This is a genomic window from Sphingobium sp. CR2-8, from assembly GCF_035818615.1.
GTDB lineage: Bacteria > Pseudomonadota > Alphaproteobacteria > Sphingomonadales > Sphingomonadaceae > Sphingobium.
The window spans coordinates 1,507,806-1,520,848 of the sequence record NZ_JAYKZY010000002.1 but is presented as its reverse complement, the minus strand read 5'-3'; the positions used below and the strand labels follow the sequence as shown (position 1 = coordinate 1,520,848).

At 62.7% G+C, this 13,043-nt stretch carries 15 protein-coding genes and 3 pseudogenes; 9 read left to right on the top strand and 9 right to left on the bottom strand.

Features of this window, described 5'->3' with window-relative positions:
* The first annotated feature begins 24 nt into the window (after positions 1 to 24).
* Positions 25 to 1,077, top strand: coding sequence for an NAD(P)-dependent alcohol dehydrogenase (locus U5A82_RS11355; protein WP_326290939.1), 1,053 nt, complete (start codon positions 25 to 27; stop codon positions 1,075 to 1,077).
* A gap of 171 nt (positions 1,078 to 1,248) precedes the next feature.
* Here U5A82_RS11355 and U5A82_RS11350 read toward each other — a convergent pair whose 3' ends face one another.
* From U5A82_RS11350 to U5A82_RS11315, 8 genes are all read right to left on the bottom strand, one after another.
* On the bottom strand, positions 1,249 to 1,869 hold the full coding sequence (locus tag U5A82_RS11350) for a F0F1 ATP synthase subunit B family protein (protein WP_326290938.1): 621 nt from the start codon (positions 1,867 to 1,869) through the stop codon (positions 1,249 to 1,251).
* Complete coding sequence (locus tag U5A82_RS11345; protein WP_326290937.1) at positions 1,862 to 2,356, bottom strand: F0F1 ATP synthase subunit B family protein; 495 nt, start codon at positions 2,354 to 2,356, stop codon at positions 1,862 to 1,864. The genes U5A82_RS11350 and U5A82_RS11345 overlap by 8 nt, the downstream gene beginning before the upstream one ends.
* Before the next feature lie 89 nt (positions 2,357 to 2,445).
* Positions 2,446 to 2,673 carry a F0F1 ATP synthase subunit C gene (locus U5A82_RS11340; RefSeq protein WP_006961951.1) on the bottom strand — a complete coding sequence of 76 codons (228 nt, stop codon included), beginning with the start codon at positions 2,671 to 2,673 and terminating at the stop codon, positions 2,446 to 2,448.
* A gap of 53 nt (positions 2,674 to 2,726) precedes the next feature.
* A complete protein-coding gene (locus tag U5A82_RS11335) occupies positions 2,727 to 3,512 on the bottom strand; it encodes a F0F1 ATP synthase subunit A (RefSeq protein WP_326290936.1) in 786 nt (261 codons plus the stop codon).
* 47 nt (positions 3,513 to 3,559) lie between these two features.
* Positions 3,560 to 3,883, bottom strand: coding sequence for an AtpZ/AtpI family protein (locus tag U5A82_RS11330; RefSeq protein ID WP_326290935.1), 324 nt, complete (start codon positions 3,881 to 3,883; stop codon positions 3,560 to 3,562).
* 174 nt (positions 3,884 to 4,057) lie between these two features.
* Entirely contained in the window at positions 4,058 to 4,459 is a 402-nt protein-coding gene (locus U5A82_RS11325) for a YdbL family probable chaperone protein (RefSeq protein WP_326290934.1), read from the bottom strand.
* Positions 4,456 to 4,644, bottom strand: a complete 189-nt coding sequence (locus U5A82_RS11320) for a YnbE family lipoprotein (RefSeq protein ID WP_326290933.1) — start codon at positions 4,642 to 4,644, stop codon at positions 4,456 to 4,458. The genes U5A82_RS11325 and U5A82_RS11320 overlap by 4 nt, the downstream gene beginning before the upstream one ends.
* Positions 4,641 to 7,871 (bottom strand): intermembrane phospholipid transport protein YdbH family protein, encoded by a 3,231-nt coding sequence (locus U5A82_RS11315; RefSeq protein WP_326290931.1) that lies wholly within the window; start codon positions 7,869 to 7,871, stop codon positions 4,641 to 4,643. The genes U5A82_RS11320 and U5A82_RS11315 overlap by 4 nt, the downstream gene beginning before the upstream one ends.
* A 163-nt stretch (positions 7,872 to 8,034) precedes the next feature.
* Between U5A82_RS11315 and U5A82_RS11310 the strand changes: the two are divergent.
* From U5A82_RS11310 to U5A82_RS11285, 6 genes and pseudogenes are all read left to right on the top strand, one after another.
* A pseudogene (locus tag U5A82_RS11310) lies at positions 8,035 to 8,577 on the top strand (JAB domain-containing protein); the annotation flags it as partial.
* A 252-nt stretch (positions 8,578 to 8,829) separates the two neighbouring features.
* Complete coding sequence (locus tag U5A82_RS11305; RefSeq protein ID WP_326290929.1) at positions 8,830 to 10,071, top strand: tyrosine-type recombinase/integrase; 1,242 nt, start codon at positions 8,830 to 8,832, stop codon at positions 10,069 to 10,071.
* A 72-nt stretch (positions 10,072 to 10,143) separates the two neighbouring features.
* Positions 10,144 to 10,467 (top strand): type II toxin-antitoxin system MqsR family toxin, encoded by a 324-nt coding sequence (locus U5A82_RS11300; RefSeq protein WP_326290927.1) that lies wholly within the window; start codon positions 10,144 to 10,146, stop codon positions 10,465 to 10,467.
* Positions 10,460 to 10,861: a type II TA system antitoxin MqsA family protein gene (locus U5A82_RS11295; RefSeq protein ID WP_326290925.1), complete on the top strand. Its 402-nt coding sequence runs from the start codon at positions 10,460 to 10,462 to the stop codon at positions 10,859 to 10,861. The genes U5A82_RS11300 and U5A82_RS11295 overlap by 8 nt, the downstream gene beginning before the upstream one ends.
* 207 nt (positions 10,862 to 11,068) lie before the next feature.
* Entirely contained in the window at positions 11,069 to 11,296 is a 228-nt protein-coding gene (locus U5A82_RS11290) for a helix-turn-helix domain-containing protein (protein WP_326290923.1), read from the top strand.
* Positions 11,297 to 11,328: 32 nt separating this feature from the next.
* Positions 11,329 to 11,478: pseudogene (locus U5A82_RS11285) on the top strand (VirB4 family type IV secretion/conjugal transfer ATPase); the annotation flags it as partial.
* 155 nt (positions 11,479 to 11,633) lie between these two features.
* Here the strand turns inward: U5A82_RS11285 and U5A82_RS11280 are convergent.
* Complete coding sequence (locus U5A82_RS11280) at positions 11,634 to 11,978, bottom strand: DUF7662 domain-containing protein (protein ID WP_326290921.1); 345 nt, start codon at positions 11,976 to 11,978, stop codon at positions 11,634 to 11,636.
* 159 nt (positions 11,979 to 12,137) lie between these two features.
* Between U5A82_RS11280 and U5A82_RS11275 the strand changes: the two genes are divergently transcribed.
* Both U5A82_RS11275 and U5A82_RS11270 read left to right on the top strand, forming a co-directional pair.
* The gene (locus U5A82_RS11275; protein WP_326290920.1) at positions 12,138 to 12,452 is read left to right on the top strand and encodes a hypothetical protein; all 315 of its coding nucleotides are present in this window, start codon (positions 12,138 to 12,140) and stop codon (positions 12,450 to 12,452) included.
* 375 nt (positions 12,453 to 12,827) lie between these two features.
* Positions 12,828 to 12,995, top strand: a pseudogene (locus tag U5A82_RS11270) (JAB domain-containing protein); the annotation flags it as partial.
* Between the last annotated feature and the right edge of the window lie 48 nt (positions 12,996 to 13,043).

Below are 13,043 nucleotides of genomic sequence, written 5' to 3'. Positions count from 1 at the left end.
TCCCTATCATCAAGGACATCATCCATGAGCGTAAAAGCCTATGGCGCCCAGGCAGCCGACACGCCGCTGGAACCGATCGCCATCACGCGCCGCGACGTCGGCGCGCATGACGTGCAGATCGCCACCGCCTATTGCGGCGTTTGCCATTCGGACCTGCATCAGGTCCGGGGCGAATGGCAGGGCACCCTATATCCCTGTGTTCCGGGCCATGAGATCGTCGGCCATGTGACCGCCGTCGGCGACCATGTGTCGAAGTTCAAGGTCGGCGATACGGTCGGGGTCGGCTGCATGGTCGACAGTTGCCAGTCCTGCGCATCCTGCGACGAGGGGCTGGAGCAATATTGCGAGAAGGGTTTCGTCGGCACCTATAATGGTGCGACCACCGACGCGCCGGGCCATACGATGGGCGGCTATTCGCAGAGCATCACGGTCAAGGATGATTTCGTCCTGAAGATCAGCCATGCGCCCGAACAGCTAGCCGCCGTCGCGCCCCTATTGTGCGCAGGAATCACCACCTGGTCGCCGCTGCGTCACTGGAAGGTCGGGCCGGGCATGAAGGTCGGTATCGTCGGGATCGGCGGCCTGGGCCATATGGGCGTGAAGCTCGCCCATGCATTGGGCGCGCATGTCGTCGCCTTCACGACGTCCGAAGGCAAGCGGCAGGATGCGCTGGCGCTGGGCGCGGACGAGGTGATCGTGTCGCGCAATGCGGACGAGATGGCGGCCCATGCCAACAGTTTCGATTTCATCCTGAACACGGTTGCGGCGAGCCACGATCTGGACGCCTTTACCGCGTTGCTGAAGCGGGATGGCACGATGACGCTGGTCGGCGTGCCCGAACATCCTCACCCGTCGCCCAGTGTCGGGGTGTTGATCTTCGGTCGCAAGGCGATCGCCGGTTCGCTGATCGGCGGCATCGCCGAAACGCAGGAGATGCTCGATTTCTGCGCGGAAAAGGGCATCACGGCCGAGATCGAGATGATCGCGATCCAGGACATCGAAAACGCCTATGCGCGGATGCAGAAGAGCGACGTCAAATATCGCTTCGTGATCGATAACGCCACGCTGGCGGCGTGAAGTAAGAGGCGGGCGGCTTTTGTCGCCCGCCGATCGGGCGGTGGGGAGCATAGCGCCGTGGCGCATTTTTCCCTCCGCGCGGTCCCCTCTCCCCAGCAAGATGGGGACAATCAACGAAAAAGGGCCGGTGCGACGATGCGCACCGGCCCTTTTCCGTTCAGTCCCGAACGATCAGTTGATCGTGCCGGTGCCCAGGCCCGAAATCGCGCTGTCGACCAGCGCCTTGTCCGCGCGGGCGTCATGCCCCTGCGCGATCAGGACGGCGGCGGCACTGGTGGCCGCGTTGACCGCCTTGGCGCGAATGGCAGTGATCGCAGCGCGTTCTGCTGCGCCGATCTTATCCTCCGCCATCTTTTCGCGACGGGCGACCAGCGCTTCGGCATTGACCGTGGCGTCGGCGATCAGCCCTTCGGCTTCATGTTCGGCCGCCTTGCGCATGGCGTCGGCTTCACCGGCTGCGGCGGCCAGCTTGGCTTCATATTCGCCCTTGAGCGTTTCGGCCTCGGCGCGAAGGCGCGAGGCTTCGGCAAGCTGTTCCTTGATCTGCGCGATCCGGCCATCCAGCGCGCCGCCGATCAGGGCGGGCACCTTCTTGACCAGCAGGATGACGATGAACACCGCCATCGCCAGGCTGACCCAGGCGGTCGCGTCCATGCCGACCGCTTTGGGATCGGTGTGGGGCGCCACGCCTTCGTGCGAAACGGTGCCGACCGGTTCCATGCCTTCGGCATGGATCGCCTGGTCGAGCGAGGGCGGATTTTCCGCCGAATGCTGTGCTGCTGCCTCAGCCATGGGCCAGTGCCGCCTTTACTGCGTTGCGGGCTGCTTCGTCCGACGCGTCGACGCCGGAGATGCGAGCCACCATGTCGCGCGCCGCGTCGGCGGCAACGGTTTCGATTTCTGCCATGGCCGCGTCGCTGGCACCCTTGATACGGGCTTCGGCGGCGGCAATGCGATCCGCGACGACCGCATCGGCGGCGGCGAGACGCACTTCGGAAGCCTTGGCGGCCTCGCTCTTGGCCTTGGCCAGCGTCGCCTGGGCGGCGGCGCGGTTTGCCGCGTCACGGCTGCGGTAATCCGCTTCCGCTTCGTCGGCGCGGGCGAAGGCCGCTTTCGCGGCGTCCAGATCACCGCTGATCTTCGCGTCGCGCGCATCCGCCGTACCCTGAACCTTTGGCACCATGCCAAGGCCGATGACGAAGAAGATGAAGCCGAACGTCAACAGCAGCCAGAAGACCTGACTGGAGTAAGTGTCGGCAATTTGCGCGATTTGAGGCATTTTACGGTCCGTCCGATCAGAGGGCGGTCAAATAAGGGAAGCGGGCAAGGCAGGCCATGATGCCGCCCCGCCCGCTTCTATCTCGTGCTTTAGGCCACGAACACCAGGATCATGGCGATAACGAACGCCAGCAGACCCAGAAGTTCCGCCGCGGCGAAACCGATGAACAGACGGCCCTGCTGACCATCAGCGGCGCCCGGATTGCGCAGCGCGCCTTCGAGGAACGCGCTGAACACGTTGCCAACACCCAGGGCAGCGATGCCCGCACCGATCGCGGCCAGGCCAGCACCGAGCAGCTTTGCGGCTTCTGCGTCCATGTCGTAAACTCCCTTGTTAAATCAGGTAAAAGTTGAGGAAAATCAGGTGAAACTTAGTGCAGGTTCTCGGCATCGTTGAGATAGACCGAGGTCAGCAGCGCGAACACATAGGCCTGGATGACCGCGACGAGCATTTCCAGCGCGCTGATGCCGATCATCAGGATGAAGCTGGCGGAGCCGACGGTCAGACCCAGAAGCGGAGACGCATTAGCGCTGTTGATGACGAAGCCCGCCAGCACCTTAAGCAATACGTGGCCAGCGGTCATCGCGACGAACAGTCGCAGGCCCAGGCTGAACGGACGCACCATGAAGGAGACGAGTTCGATGAAGAAGAGCGGCACCACCATCGCCACGGGCGTGCCATGCGGCACGAACAGCGAGAAGAAGTGGAAGCCATGCTTGGCGAAACCGACGATCAGAACGATCGAGAAGCTCATGATGGCGAGCACACCGGTCGCGGTGAAGTGGCTGGTGAAGGTGAAGGGGTGAAGCCCGATCAGACCCAGCGGCAGGAGGCCCAGAAGGTTCGCCAGCAGGATGAACATGAAGAGCGAGAAGACGTAGGGGATGTATTTCTTGCCACCCTCACCCACGTTGGAGATCAGCAGGTTCTTGATGAAGCCGGTGAAATATTCCACCGCCATCTGCCAGCGACCGGGCACCAGTTCACGCTTCATGCCGCCGATCACGAAGATCCACAGCACGACAGCGGCCAGCACCATATAGAGCGCGCTGTTGGTGAAGGCGATGTTGAAACCGCCGATCGACAGATGGTCCGTACCGAACAGCGGTTCGATAGCAAACTGATGCATCGGATCGATTTTGCCGGATTCTGCCACGTTGACCCCTGTAACGTCCATGTCTTCGGACTATGACAAAAGCGTCCCTATTGGTCGGGACGCTTCGTCGTCGTCAATCTGATGATGTTCCTGAACGCCGCCACGATCCCAAGACCGAGGAACACGAGCAGGAGCCATGGGGATGTGCCAAACAGCCGGTCGAGAACCCAGCCGATCAACGCACCGCCGACAAGACCGCCGATCAATTCAGCAAGAACCCTGTTGCCGAGGCGAGACCCATCGTCCGCCTTCTGCCCAGTGGCCCCCTGCCTGACCTTTTCGACATGTTCGGCCCGTGCGATCCGCTCTTCCAAAGAGCCGATCCGCGCGTCCTCCCCTGCCGGGTCCTGTCCGGGTGTTTCCGCAACCATGGTCATCCTCCATCCGGGTTGTTCACCCGATGGCAGGCGGCATGGAGCTTGCGGCTGCACCCGTCAAGGCGCGGCCCGTTTAGAAAGGGGATGACGGATAGTCAACCATGGTTAGGGCAGAGAATAACCGCCCCGCACGAAGGACGATAAAAAGTCCGCCAGTGGCGGTTTCCCTTACCCCGCGGTCGCGCAATAGCCGGGCAGCGCGATCGGGTCCGCCCCCTTGGTCTGCCAGGCGCCCGCACCGATGCGATAGGCCTGCCCCTGTTTGACACGGCTGCTGAGCGTTTGGCAACCGGTCGCAGCGGCGACATCCTGTACGGTGACGCCGCGCTGGCTCGCCAACTGGGTATAGACGGCGCGGCGCTTGATATTGATCAATTCGACCTCCGAACGCACGTCCGCGCCGACCGACCCGGCGATGCCGAGATAGCCGTCGGCCTGCTCACCCACCGTTCCGGCCGCCATCGCGGCGGCCACGGGTCCGGATTGCGCGCGCGCGGGCGCGGTCATGATGATGCCGCTCGCCAAAGCGACCGCAGCGCCGGCGGCGATCATGAATATCTTGCGTGTCATTGCGGGAACAACTCCGGGTTATTCTGGATCAGGTCTTGCGCGTCACGTTGCAGCCGCACCACGACTTCCTGCTGCACCTTCACGTTCAGGTTGATTTCGATCGGCTTGTCAGGCGCCTTCACCTGAATACAGCCCGTCAGGGCCAATCCGGCGAAACCCACCATGATGATATGTCGCTTTGTCATTTCGGTTCCCTATCTGGCCCCTTGTCGCTGTCCAGAGGCTGAACCGCAAGGCCCTGCACACCCTGGGTGCGCATCTTTTCCTGCGCCTGCTTGCCGATTTCGTCCCGGATTGTCTGGGTCGGATCGATGAAGGACTGGGCGGTGCCAAGCAGCCCGCGGAAAGGGGCCTCCACCCGGACGTTGAAGATGAAGGGCAATCCGATGAAGCTGCGCGCTATCCCGCCCGGCGCGTCGCCCAGTTTGCCCCGGTTGACGCCGTTGAAGACGACGTTCGTCACCATCTCCCCATCCAAGGCGCCATCCATCAGGATTGTCAGACATTTATATTGCAGGTTTTTGAGCGCGTCGAACGCCATGCGCCCCATCGTGCCGAGTTGTTCGTTCGATACCGGCCCGACATAGGACAGGACGCCGGACTGACGCGTGGGATCGCAGGGGATCGTCGGCAGCACGCCTTCGGGCATGATGAGCGGGTCCATGCCGTGCTGCCGCGCGACCAGCACGCCGCCCGCGACCCGGCCACCCTTCGCATTGAAGATCAGCGGCATGATGCCATCGAACGTGCCGGTGGCGGATATATTGTCCAGTTCCATCGCCTGGATGAACGCACCCGCGTCCAGCCCGATCACGCGGAAGGTCAGATAGCGATCGACATCTTCGCCGAAATTCATCGTCGTGGGCAGCAAGTCCAGCTTGCCGCCGGAGAAGGGCCAGCCGCCGCCCTCGATTCGCACCTTCTGCCCCGGTTCCAGATGGTAGCGGACGACACCATCGTGCACCTCGACGCCCGGATTGACGGACTTGATGCGCACCTCCTGCCCCGGCGCGGAGACCAGGCCGATAAGGTCGGTGAAGCGAATCTCGCCCGACACCCCCTCGACTGGGCCGAAGGCGGCGGCGAGATTGGCGTTGTCGGTGCGGAAGGTGCCGCGGCTGCTGACGGTGGAGCCGGTCCAGTCGATTCGCCCCGTCCCGGTCACGCTGGCATTCACATTGGCCACGATGCCACGGGTCAGCGGGGTCACGTCGTCGGGCTGGAGGGCGGGGCCGAATAGCAGTTTGGGCACGGTCAGGCCGGCATGGCCCTTCGCACTGGAAAGATCATGCGCGATGGCGACGTCGGCCACCTTCGCGCCGTTGCGCGACGCGGTGAGCGATCCGGTGGCGGTGATGCGGCCATCCTTCAGCGCAAGCGCGAAATCAGGGACCGGCATGGGCACGAAGCGCGCGGGTGCCTGCGAATCACGCACGACCACGGCCGCCCGGAAGGTGAGCGCACCTTTGGCGAAGGCCCAGTCGCCCGCGCCCTGCTCCACGATAAGGGGCACGCTGCCGATCCGCCCGCCCGCGCCGCCGACCTTGCCGACGAACCCGTCCTTCGTCGCGAGGCCGTCGAGCGTCGCGGCGGTCAAGCGGACGGACGGGGCATCCTGCGGGCCAATCGTAAGTGCCGGATTGGCAAGCGCGAAGCCGGTGCGGCCCAGAACGACGCGCGCATGATCGGCAGTCAGGCGCATCGGGCTGCTGCCGTTGCGGCCTTCCAGCGCGAGATCGCGAATTTCTGCGCCGCCCTTGGTGCCGCCCGGCCCCGTCGAGACCATCGCACCACCGACCGGACATAGGGTCTGGCGCGTCTGGCCGAGCGCGAAGACGCCGTAGCGGGCTTCCACCAGCGAAACGGGAACGCAACCGCTGTTGATCGCCAATGCGCCATCGGCCGCGATGCGTCCTTCGACCGGTATGCTCAATCCCCGCAAACGCCCATCGGGCAAAGGCCCGTCGAGCCGCAGCGCCGTCGAGAAGCGGGTCGCCCCGTTCGCGTCCGCAGTGAAGCGCACCCGATCCAGCGTCAGGCGGGCGTCCCTCGCGGTATAGGGATCGACGAACAATTCGCCCCCGAATCCGCCGCTGGGCCGCCGCGCCACACGGATCGCGGCATTGGGCAGGCCGCCCCCGCCCGTCTTCAACGCGCCGTCCAGCGCCCAGTCGAGGCCGCCCCGCTTACCCGGCCACGTCAATGTCACCAGGCTTTCGGGTGCAAGGCCCAACCGCGCGCCGCTGCGCGCGTCCAGTTCGGCGTCGGTGACGACCAGGCTGCCGCCGGTCGGCTTATAGACCAGAGCGAAGCGGGTGCGCAGTTGGTTGGCCGCGCTGGCGCGTTCGACCGCATCGGCCAGTTGCGCAGCGAGCGGCCCCACCGGCGTATTGGTCGAAGCGGTCCGCAGGCTGGCAATCGGGTCGCGCGACGACGCCCTGATGTCCTGACCCGACAATGTGCCTTTCAGGCTGCTGCCCCCGGCGCCCATGACGAAGTCGCCCGACAGTCTGGCTTCGCGCAACCGCGCGGCGCGCGCGTTGAGGGCATCCGCCTTCATCGCCAGCTTTCCGGCGGTGCGCTGCGCCGTGCCGTCGAAATCGATACGGCCCGAGGGCGACGCCAGCACCAGCCCCTTGCCCTTGAGCGCCTGCCCCGCCAGGTCGACATGACCCTTCCACCGATCGAGCGCCTGGCTCAGATCGATGTCGATGGTGGCGACCGGCCGTGCGATCGCCACGTCAGCGCTGCGACAGGCGATCGCGTCGGCACGAATCGGTCCGGACAATGTGGGTTGGCCCTGGCGCATGGCGATCGCCACGATGGCGCTTGCCCTTGTTGCCCCGCATCCCGCCAGCGCCGCGCGCGGCATGGCGGCGGCCAGACGCCCCCGAAAACCCGATTGCAGATTGCCGTCGCCGTCGACCTGCATGCCGATCCGACCGGCATCGGTATCCAGCGTAAGCCGCGCGTCGGCGATCGACACCAGCATGTCGGGCAGGCTGAATGGCGCGGTCGAATCGGGATCACGAAATTTGTCGAGTTCGCCCAGGCGCAGCACGCCGTCATGATAGGTGCCGCGCATCCGCACGCCGCCCGCGCGCACGGCGGCAACCTGCGGCGTCAGGCCGGCAAAGGCGATGTCGACCTCCACCCAACGGGCCGTCAGGTCGGGATGCGCGGGATTGCCCAGCACGATATGTTCGATCCGTTGGGTCCGCAGGCCGACATCGACCAGATCGTAATTGGCCTGCACCCCGCGCCGGTTGAGTTCGCGGCTGATGAAATTTTCGGCGATCGGCGCACGTTGCGTCCACAACCCCGCCAGTACGAGCGCCAGCGAACCGGTGCCGACGCCCAGCCAACGTAGCCATGCCCGGCGAACCGTTTCTTCGCCGTCCTGATCTTCCATGCCTATCGCCAACCCCGGCTTGGTTCGACGCGCCCTGCGTGACGCGAAAGTCCGTAACGGGAGCATAACGTCCCCGTCTTCGAAAATATCCTGCCCCTTAAATATCCTTGATCCGGGATTCCGCAACTTATAGCGTCGCCACGCCGGTGAAGGGGACGAGCAGTTGGCGGAACAGGATGCGAAAATCCCCCATTACGGTGCGGGCCATCGCGCGCGTCTGCGGGAAAAGATGGCGGAAAGCGGCGGCGAGGCGCTGCACGATCATGAACTGATCGAATATCTGCTGGCGCTCGCCATTCCCCGGCGCGACACCAAGCCACTCGCCAAGGCGCTGCTGCGGGAATTTGGCGGCATCGGAGGACTGATGTGTGCCGACTGGCAAGCCATCGCGCGCGTTCCGGGCATGGGCGACACCAGCATCGCCGCGATCAAGGTGGTTCAGGCGACGGCACTGCGGATGCTCCGCAACGAAGTCGCCGCCCGGCCGGTGCTGGCCAGCTGGCAGGCGCTGCTCGACTATCTGCGCGCGGACATGGCGCATCTGAGTATCGAGCGGGTGCGTGTGCTGCACCTCAACAGCCGCAACATGCTGATTCGCGACGACCATATGGGCGACGGGTCGATCGACCAGGCGGCGATCTATGTGCGCGAAGTCATCAAGCGGGCGATGGAACTGGGATCGGCGGCGCTGATCCTGGTGCACAACCAGGATAACTGGGCCTCGAATTTCACGTAAATTCACGACTAATCACTTGAATTCATGTGATTTTTTTACTTGCCCGCTAGAAGCGAGTTTGGCACCTTGGGTCCGGTATAAAAGGCCGTTTGGAGCGGTTACCGACCCCTATTCCGACCTCCAATCGGTCCGGCACCATTCGGACGGCGCCGCTCGGAGAGTCACAGGCTCTTCGGCCCGCTTCCCCGCGAAACCCTACTCGACAGGCGAGGAGGAAATGCAATGACCCAGTTCACTGACTCTCTCATCCGACAAGCCATCAAGCGGGTCGGACAATCGACGACATCCGAACTACTGACCGAAGGCGAAGGTCGCGGCGTCGGACGCCTCGTACTTCGAGTCAAGGCCGCGCGCCGGCGCGTCGTCGCCGAGTGGCTGGCGCAACAGTGGCGCAACAACAAGCGGGTCCGGGTGAAGCTTGGCGACTATCCGTCCATGACGGTCGCAGAAGCGCGGGAAACGTTCGAGCGCGACTTCGCCAACGCGATCCAGAAGGGGCGGAGCATCAAGATCGTCCGGGACGAACGAACCGGGACGGTTGGTGACCTCTTCGATGGCTATGTTGCCTGGCTCAAGGCCAACGACAAGCCCTCGTGGAAGGATACCCAAAAGGGCCTGGACAAGATCGCGGACACGCTCGGCCGCAACCGGCTGGCCCGGGAGATCGAGCCCAATGAAATCACCGAAATCCTTCGGCCCATCTATGATCGAGGAGCACCCTCAATGGCCGATCATGTTCGTGGCTACCTGCATGCGGCCTTCAACTGGGGCATCAAATCGGAAAACGACTACCGCAATCGGTCGCCACGCCGGTTCGGCCTCCATGTGAATCCCGCGGCCAGTATCCCGACGGAACCCAAGGTCGTCGGAACCCGCTGGCTGTCAAGCCGCGAGTTCGTCCAGCTCTATCGCTGGCTGGAACATCCCAGCACACCGGTTCATCCGCCGTATCTGCGGGCCGTTCGTCTGCTGATGCTCACCGGACAGCGGGTGCAGGAGATATCCAAACTGCACATCGACAATTGGGACGCCGAGCAGCGGATCATTGACTGGTCGAGGACGAAGAACGGCAGCCCGCACGCGATCCCCGTGCCAAGCCTGGCGGCCGAACTGATCGAGGGCATTGTCCCCAATCGTCACGGCTGGCTGTTCCCGGCCGCAAAGGACCCCAGTCGTCCGGTCTCGCATCAAACGCTCTACGCCTTCATGTGGCGTCAGCGGGATCGGGAGGTGATCCCGTTCGTGACCAATCGCGATCTCCGGCGGACGTGGAAGACCCTCGCCGGACAGGCCGGGATTCGAAAGGAAATCCGCGACCGCATCCAAAACCACGCCCTGCAGGACGTCAGTTCAAAGAGCTATGACCGATGGGACTACATGCCGGAGAAGCGCGCCGGGATGGAGAAATGGGACAAGTTCGTTCGACATCTTCTTGATAAGGAGGCCCAACGTCGTGCCGCATAGCGCAAATAGGCACGGGCCGACCGGATCACCGCTGCTTTACCTTGAAAATAAACCTTCAAGGTGTATATAGAGATGGCGTTCAAGCGTAGACCTCACCATGATCTGGCTGCGGTCCAGGCGAAGTTCGCGCAGGTCGAGACCCTGGAGATCACCCGCACTGCCGTCGAGGGCGCGCGGGCTCTGGGTTACTCGCTGGCAGATATCGTTGAGGCGGTGCAGGCGCTCGAACCAGGCGACTTCATAAAGTCGCAGACAGCGCATACCCCGCCCAATACGAGGATATGGCACGACACCTACAACATGCCGTGGGATGGTTTGTGGCTGTATCTTAAGTTCGCGGGCGAGACGTTGGTCGACGTCACGCTCACATCGTTCAAGGAGGTCGGCCATGAATGAGACGCGCATCCATCCCGACACCGGCAAGACGCTTATGCGTGGTGTACGTCCCCAGAACGTGACCTTCGGATCGATGACCCGCACCGTCGCCGTGCCGGGTTGGTATCCCGAAGACGGAAGCGACTCTATCCATTCCGGCGCCGATCTGGCCGTATCCGATCGCGTGTTTCAGGAGCTAAGGGCCGCTTATGCAGCCCACGTCCGCAAGGTTCGCAAACGCCTCAAGCTGACACAAGAGGAGGCTGGGCGGCTGATCGGCGGTGGCCGGCGCGCGTTCCAAAAATATGAGAGCGGCGCCATGCCGCCCAGCGATGCGGCCGTAGGTTTAATCGAAATCCTCCATCGGCATCCCGAGGAGATCGAGATCCTGAAGTCGCTCAGACACGCAGCTTGAGCAGCGGCGATCCAAACGAGCACGACAACGCCCGTGCGGGATTTTCGTCGAGCTAGCAGGAGGCCCAATGTCTATCGAAGAACATTTGGTGAAATCTGCTATACTGCTTTTATGAATACGAGGCGGAAACATAGAAGCGTGGCCGCTGAGGCGGTCCATCCGAACATCGAGGCAAAGTACCTAGCCGGGTCCATCGACTAGCAGACTATGCGCGAGTTCGATGAATCGTGCCTTGCCGTTCCACCGCCTCTGGACGCGGAGGACATCAAGGCGTTGCGAGAGAGCAATCGCGTCAGTCAGCCGGTATCTGCGCGCTACCTCAACACCAGCGATAGCACGATCGAGAACTGGGAGACCGGCGCGAAGAAGCCGAGCGGCGCGGCTTTAAAGCTCCTGTCGGTCGTAAAAAAGCATGGGCTTCAGATTCTCGCATGACTGACTGAGGTTGGCGGATCCCGACGTCCCTCATGGGCGTCGTGGCGGTGCGGGAAGAGATCGCGCTAGAGCCCGCCTTCTGGGCGCAGTTTCCGGCGAACTTCAGCTACATCGCGCGCCGTGGCCTGATTTCCACGAACAACTTCGCCGGCTTCGCCAGCGCTCACAACTTCCCCTTTGGGTCGGATTGCGAAGCAGGCATCGCGTCAGAGAACGGACGTGGGGAGCAGGGCTTTCACCTACGACTCCGGTTGTAACCGGTATGTTCGATTACACCATCCCCGATCAAAGTTTCTACGACGTGGGCGACCCGGTCAATGTCCGCAACGGGTCGATTTCATTCCGGAGCTTCGCCGCCGAAAGCGGACCTAGCCTCCAGACAAGAAAGCAATCGCCGTCGTCGTCCGCTAAGGGTGGCTTCCGGTCTGGGCGAAGTATCAGCTCGCCGGAAGGTGACGGCCTCCTTCGAACCGGGAACAGCGTGATAACCTGCGTCGAGCCAAGCGTTGCGTTGGACCTCATAACGGTCCTTCGGAGCGGCGTTGGACCACCATTCCGCTTTGCCGACGGCCTTGGGTAAAGGCGCGCCTATGATCCGCTCGATTTCGAAGAAAGTTAGGGTGAGATCGTCGTCACGCCGACGATGACGCAGGAAGCGCCGCAATGGTTCGTACTTCGACATCGAATAACCCCTAAACCCGGGCGGCAGAATTGACTAGGCTGGCGCTGCCTCACTGGGGAACGTAAGACGCCTTCGGCTACACCATCAAGCCCGCTTCGGCCGAGTGGTTCGCCAAACAGGCCGCAATCATCGCGGCTGAACTAGGCGATCTTCGTCAACATGCTGACGCCCAGTCGTCTGGGGGTCCTGAAGACGATCGGATACAAGGTCGGTCTCGACGGCCTGCCGCCGAACGACCGGCGCCTACGCCTAGATTATGTGATGTCAGGCGCCCTGCCCTTTGTCGGGTCGCCAGCGCATATGCAAGAATGGGGACAGCCCCTTTCCTTCGTGCGTTATCGCAAGCTTCATCGTGTGCTTGCTGGGTTTGCCACCTCCGCCAAGAACCAAGGTCCGCACATGGTCCATGCGGCCGAAGATTGGATGGAAGACCTCGACTATATCGAACGAGTCTGGAAGCCCAAGCTCGACTGATCGGTGCTGTCAGACCGACGCTGACTTGTCTCCCCCTTCTGGGTCGCAAGCCTTTTGAATTCCGAAGGGGCGCTTTGATGCGTGTTCCGCAATCGCACGAGAACCCACATCGCAGCGCGGCGGCGTGCACCGAGCATGATGACAACAACAGTTTCGCAGTGGCAGAGCGCTCATCATCTACGGGAACAAATCTATCACCCGCGATACAAATCCCCTTCACTTCTGCTGCCGTTTTCCGTATAGACTTCTTATGAAATAGCGGGAATGGTAGTGAAGTTCCCGGTCATTCAATTGATACATGACCTCAACCCATGCTTTTCTCTTTCTCCATTTTCTGCTAAATATCTGATACAACTAGGAAAGGGTGATTGTGTTTTACTTGTCCACAACCATCCGTCCGGCGACCCGTCGCCCAGCCGTCAGGACATCGACATCACACGGCAGATCGTGGAGGCCGGCAAACGGCTGGGCATCGCAGTCCATGACCATATCATCATGGCGGGCGGCGGACATACGAGCCTGCGGGCGCAGGGGTTGCTGTAGGACGATCGCCGCTTAACTTCGCACTTTTCCCGCCAATATTGTCATTTC

Excerpts from the sequence above, each read along its gene's own strand:
- U5A82_RS11305 (WP_326290929.1), top strand. The coding sequence starts at position 8,830 with ATGACCCAGTTCACTGACTCTCTCATCCGACAAGCCATCAAGCGGGTC.
- U5A82_RS11320 (WP_326290933.1), bottom strand. The coding sequence starts at position 4,644 with ATGACAAAGCGACATATCATCATGGTGGGTTTCGCCGGATTGGCCCTG.
- U5A82_RS11300 (WP_326290927.1), top strand. The coding sequence starts at position 10,144 with ATGGCGTTCAAGCGTAGACCTCACCATGATCTGGCTGCGGTCCAGGCG.
- U5A82_RS11315 (WP_326290931.1), bottom strand. The coding sequence starts at position 7,871 with ATGGAAGATCAGGACGGCGAAGAAACGGTTCGCCGGGCATGGCTACGT.
- U5A82_RS11330 (WP_326290935.1), bottom strand. The coding sequence starts at position 3,883 with ATGGTTGCGGAAACACCCGGACAGGACCCGGCAGGGGAGGACGCGCGG.
- U5A82_RS11340 (WP_006961951.1), bottom strand. The coding sequence starts at position 2,673 with ATGGACGCAGAAGCCGCAAAGCTGCTCGGTGCTGGCCTGGCCGCGATC.
- U5A82_RS11355 (WP_326290939.1), top strand. The coding sequence starts at position 25 with ATGAGCGTAAAAGCCTATGGCGCCCAGGCAGCCGACACGCCGCTGGAA.
- U5A82_RS11325 (WP_326290934.1), bottom strand. The coding sequence starts at position 4,459 with ATGACACGCAAGATATTCATGATCGCCGCCGGCGCTGCGGTCGCTTTG.
- U5A82_RS11275 (WP_326290920.1), top strand. The coding sequence starts at position 12,138 with ATGCTGACGCCCAGTCGTCTGGGGGTCCTGAAGACGATCGGATACAAG.
- U5A82_RS11280 (WP_326290921.1), bottom strand. The coding sequence starts at position 11,978 with ATGTCGAAGTACGAACCATTGCGGCGCTTCCTGCGTCATCGTCGGCGT.
- U5A82_RS11295 (WP_326290925.1), top strand. The coding sequence starts at position 10,460 with ATGAATGAGACGCGCATCCATCCCGACACCGGCAAGACGCTTATGCGT.
- U5A82_RS11345 (WP_326290937.1), bottom strand. The coding sequence starts at position 2,356 with ATGCCTCAAATCGCGCAAATTGCCGACACTTACTCCAGTCAGGTCTTC.
- U5A82_RS11290 (WP_326290923.1), top strand. The coding sequence starts at position 11,069 with ATGCGCGAGTTCGATGAATCGTGCCTTGCCGTTCCACCGCCTCTGGAC.
- U5A82_RS11350 (WP_326290938.1), bottom strand. The coding sequence starts at position 1,869 with ATGGCTGAGGCAGCAGCACAGCATTCGGCGGAAAATCCGCCCTCGCTC.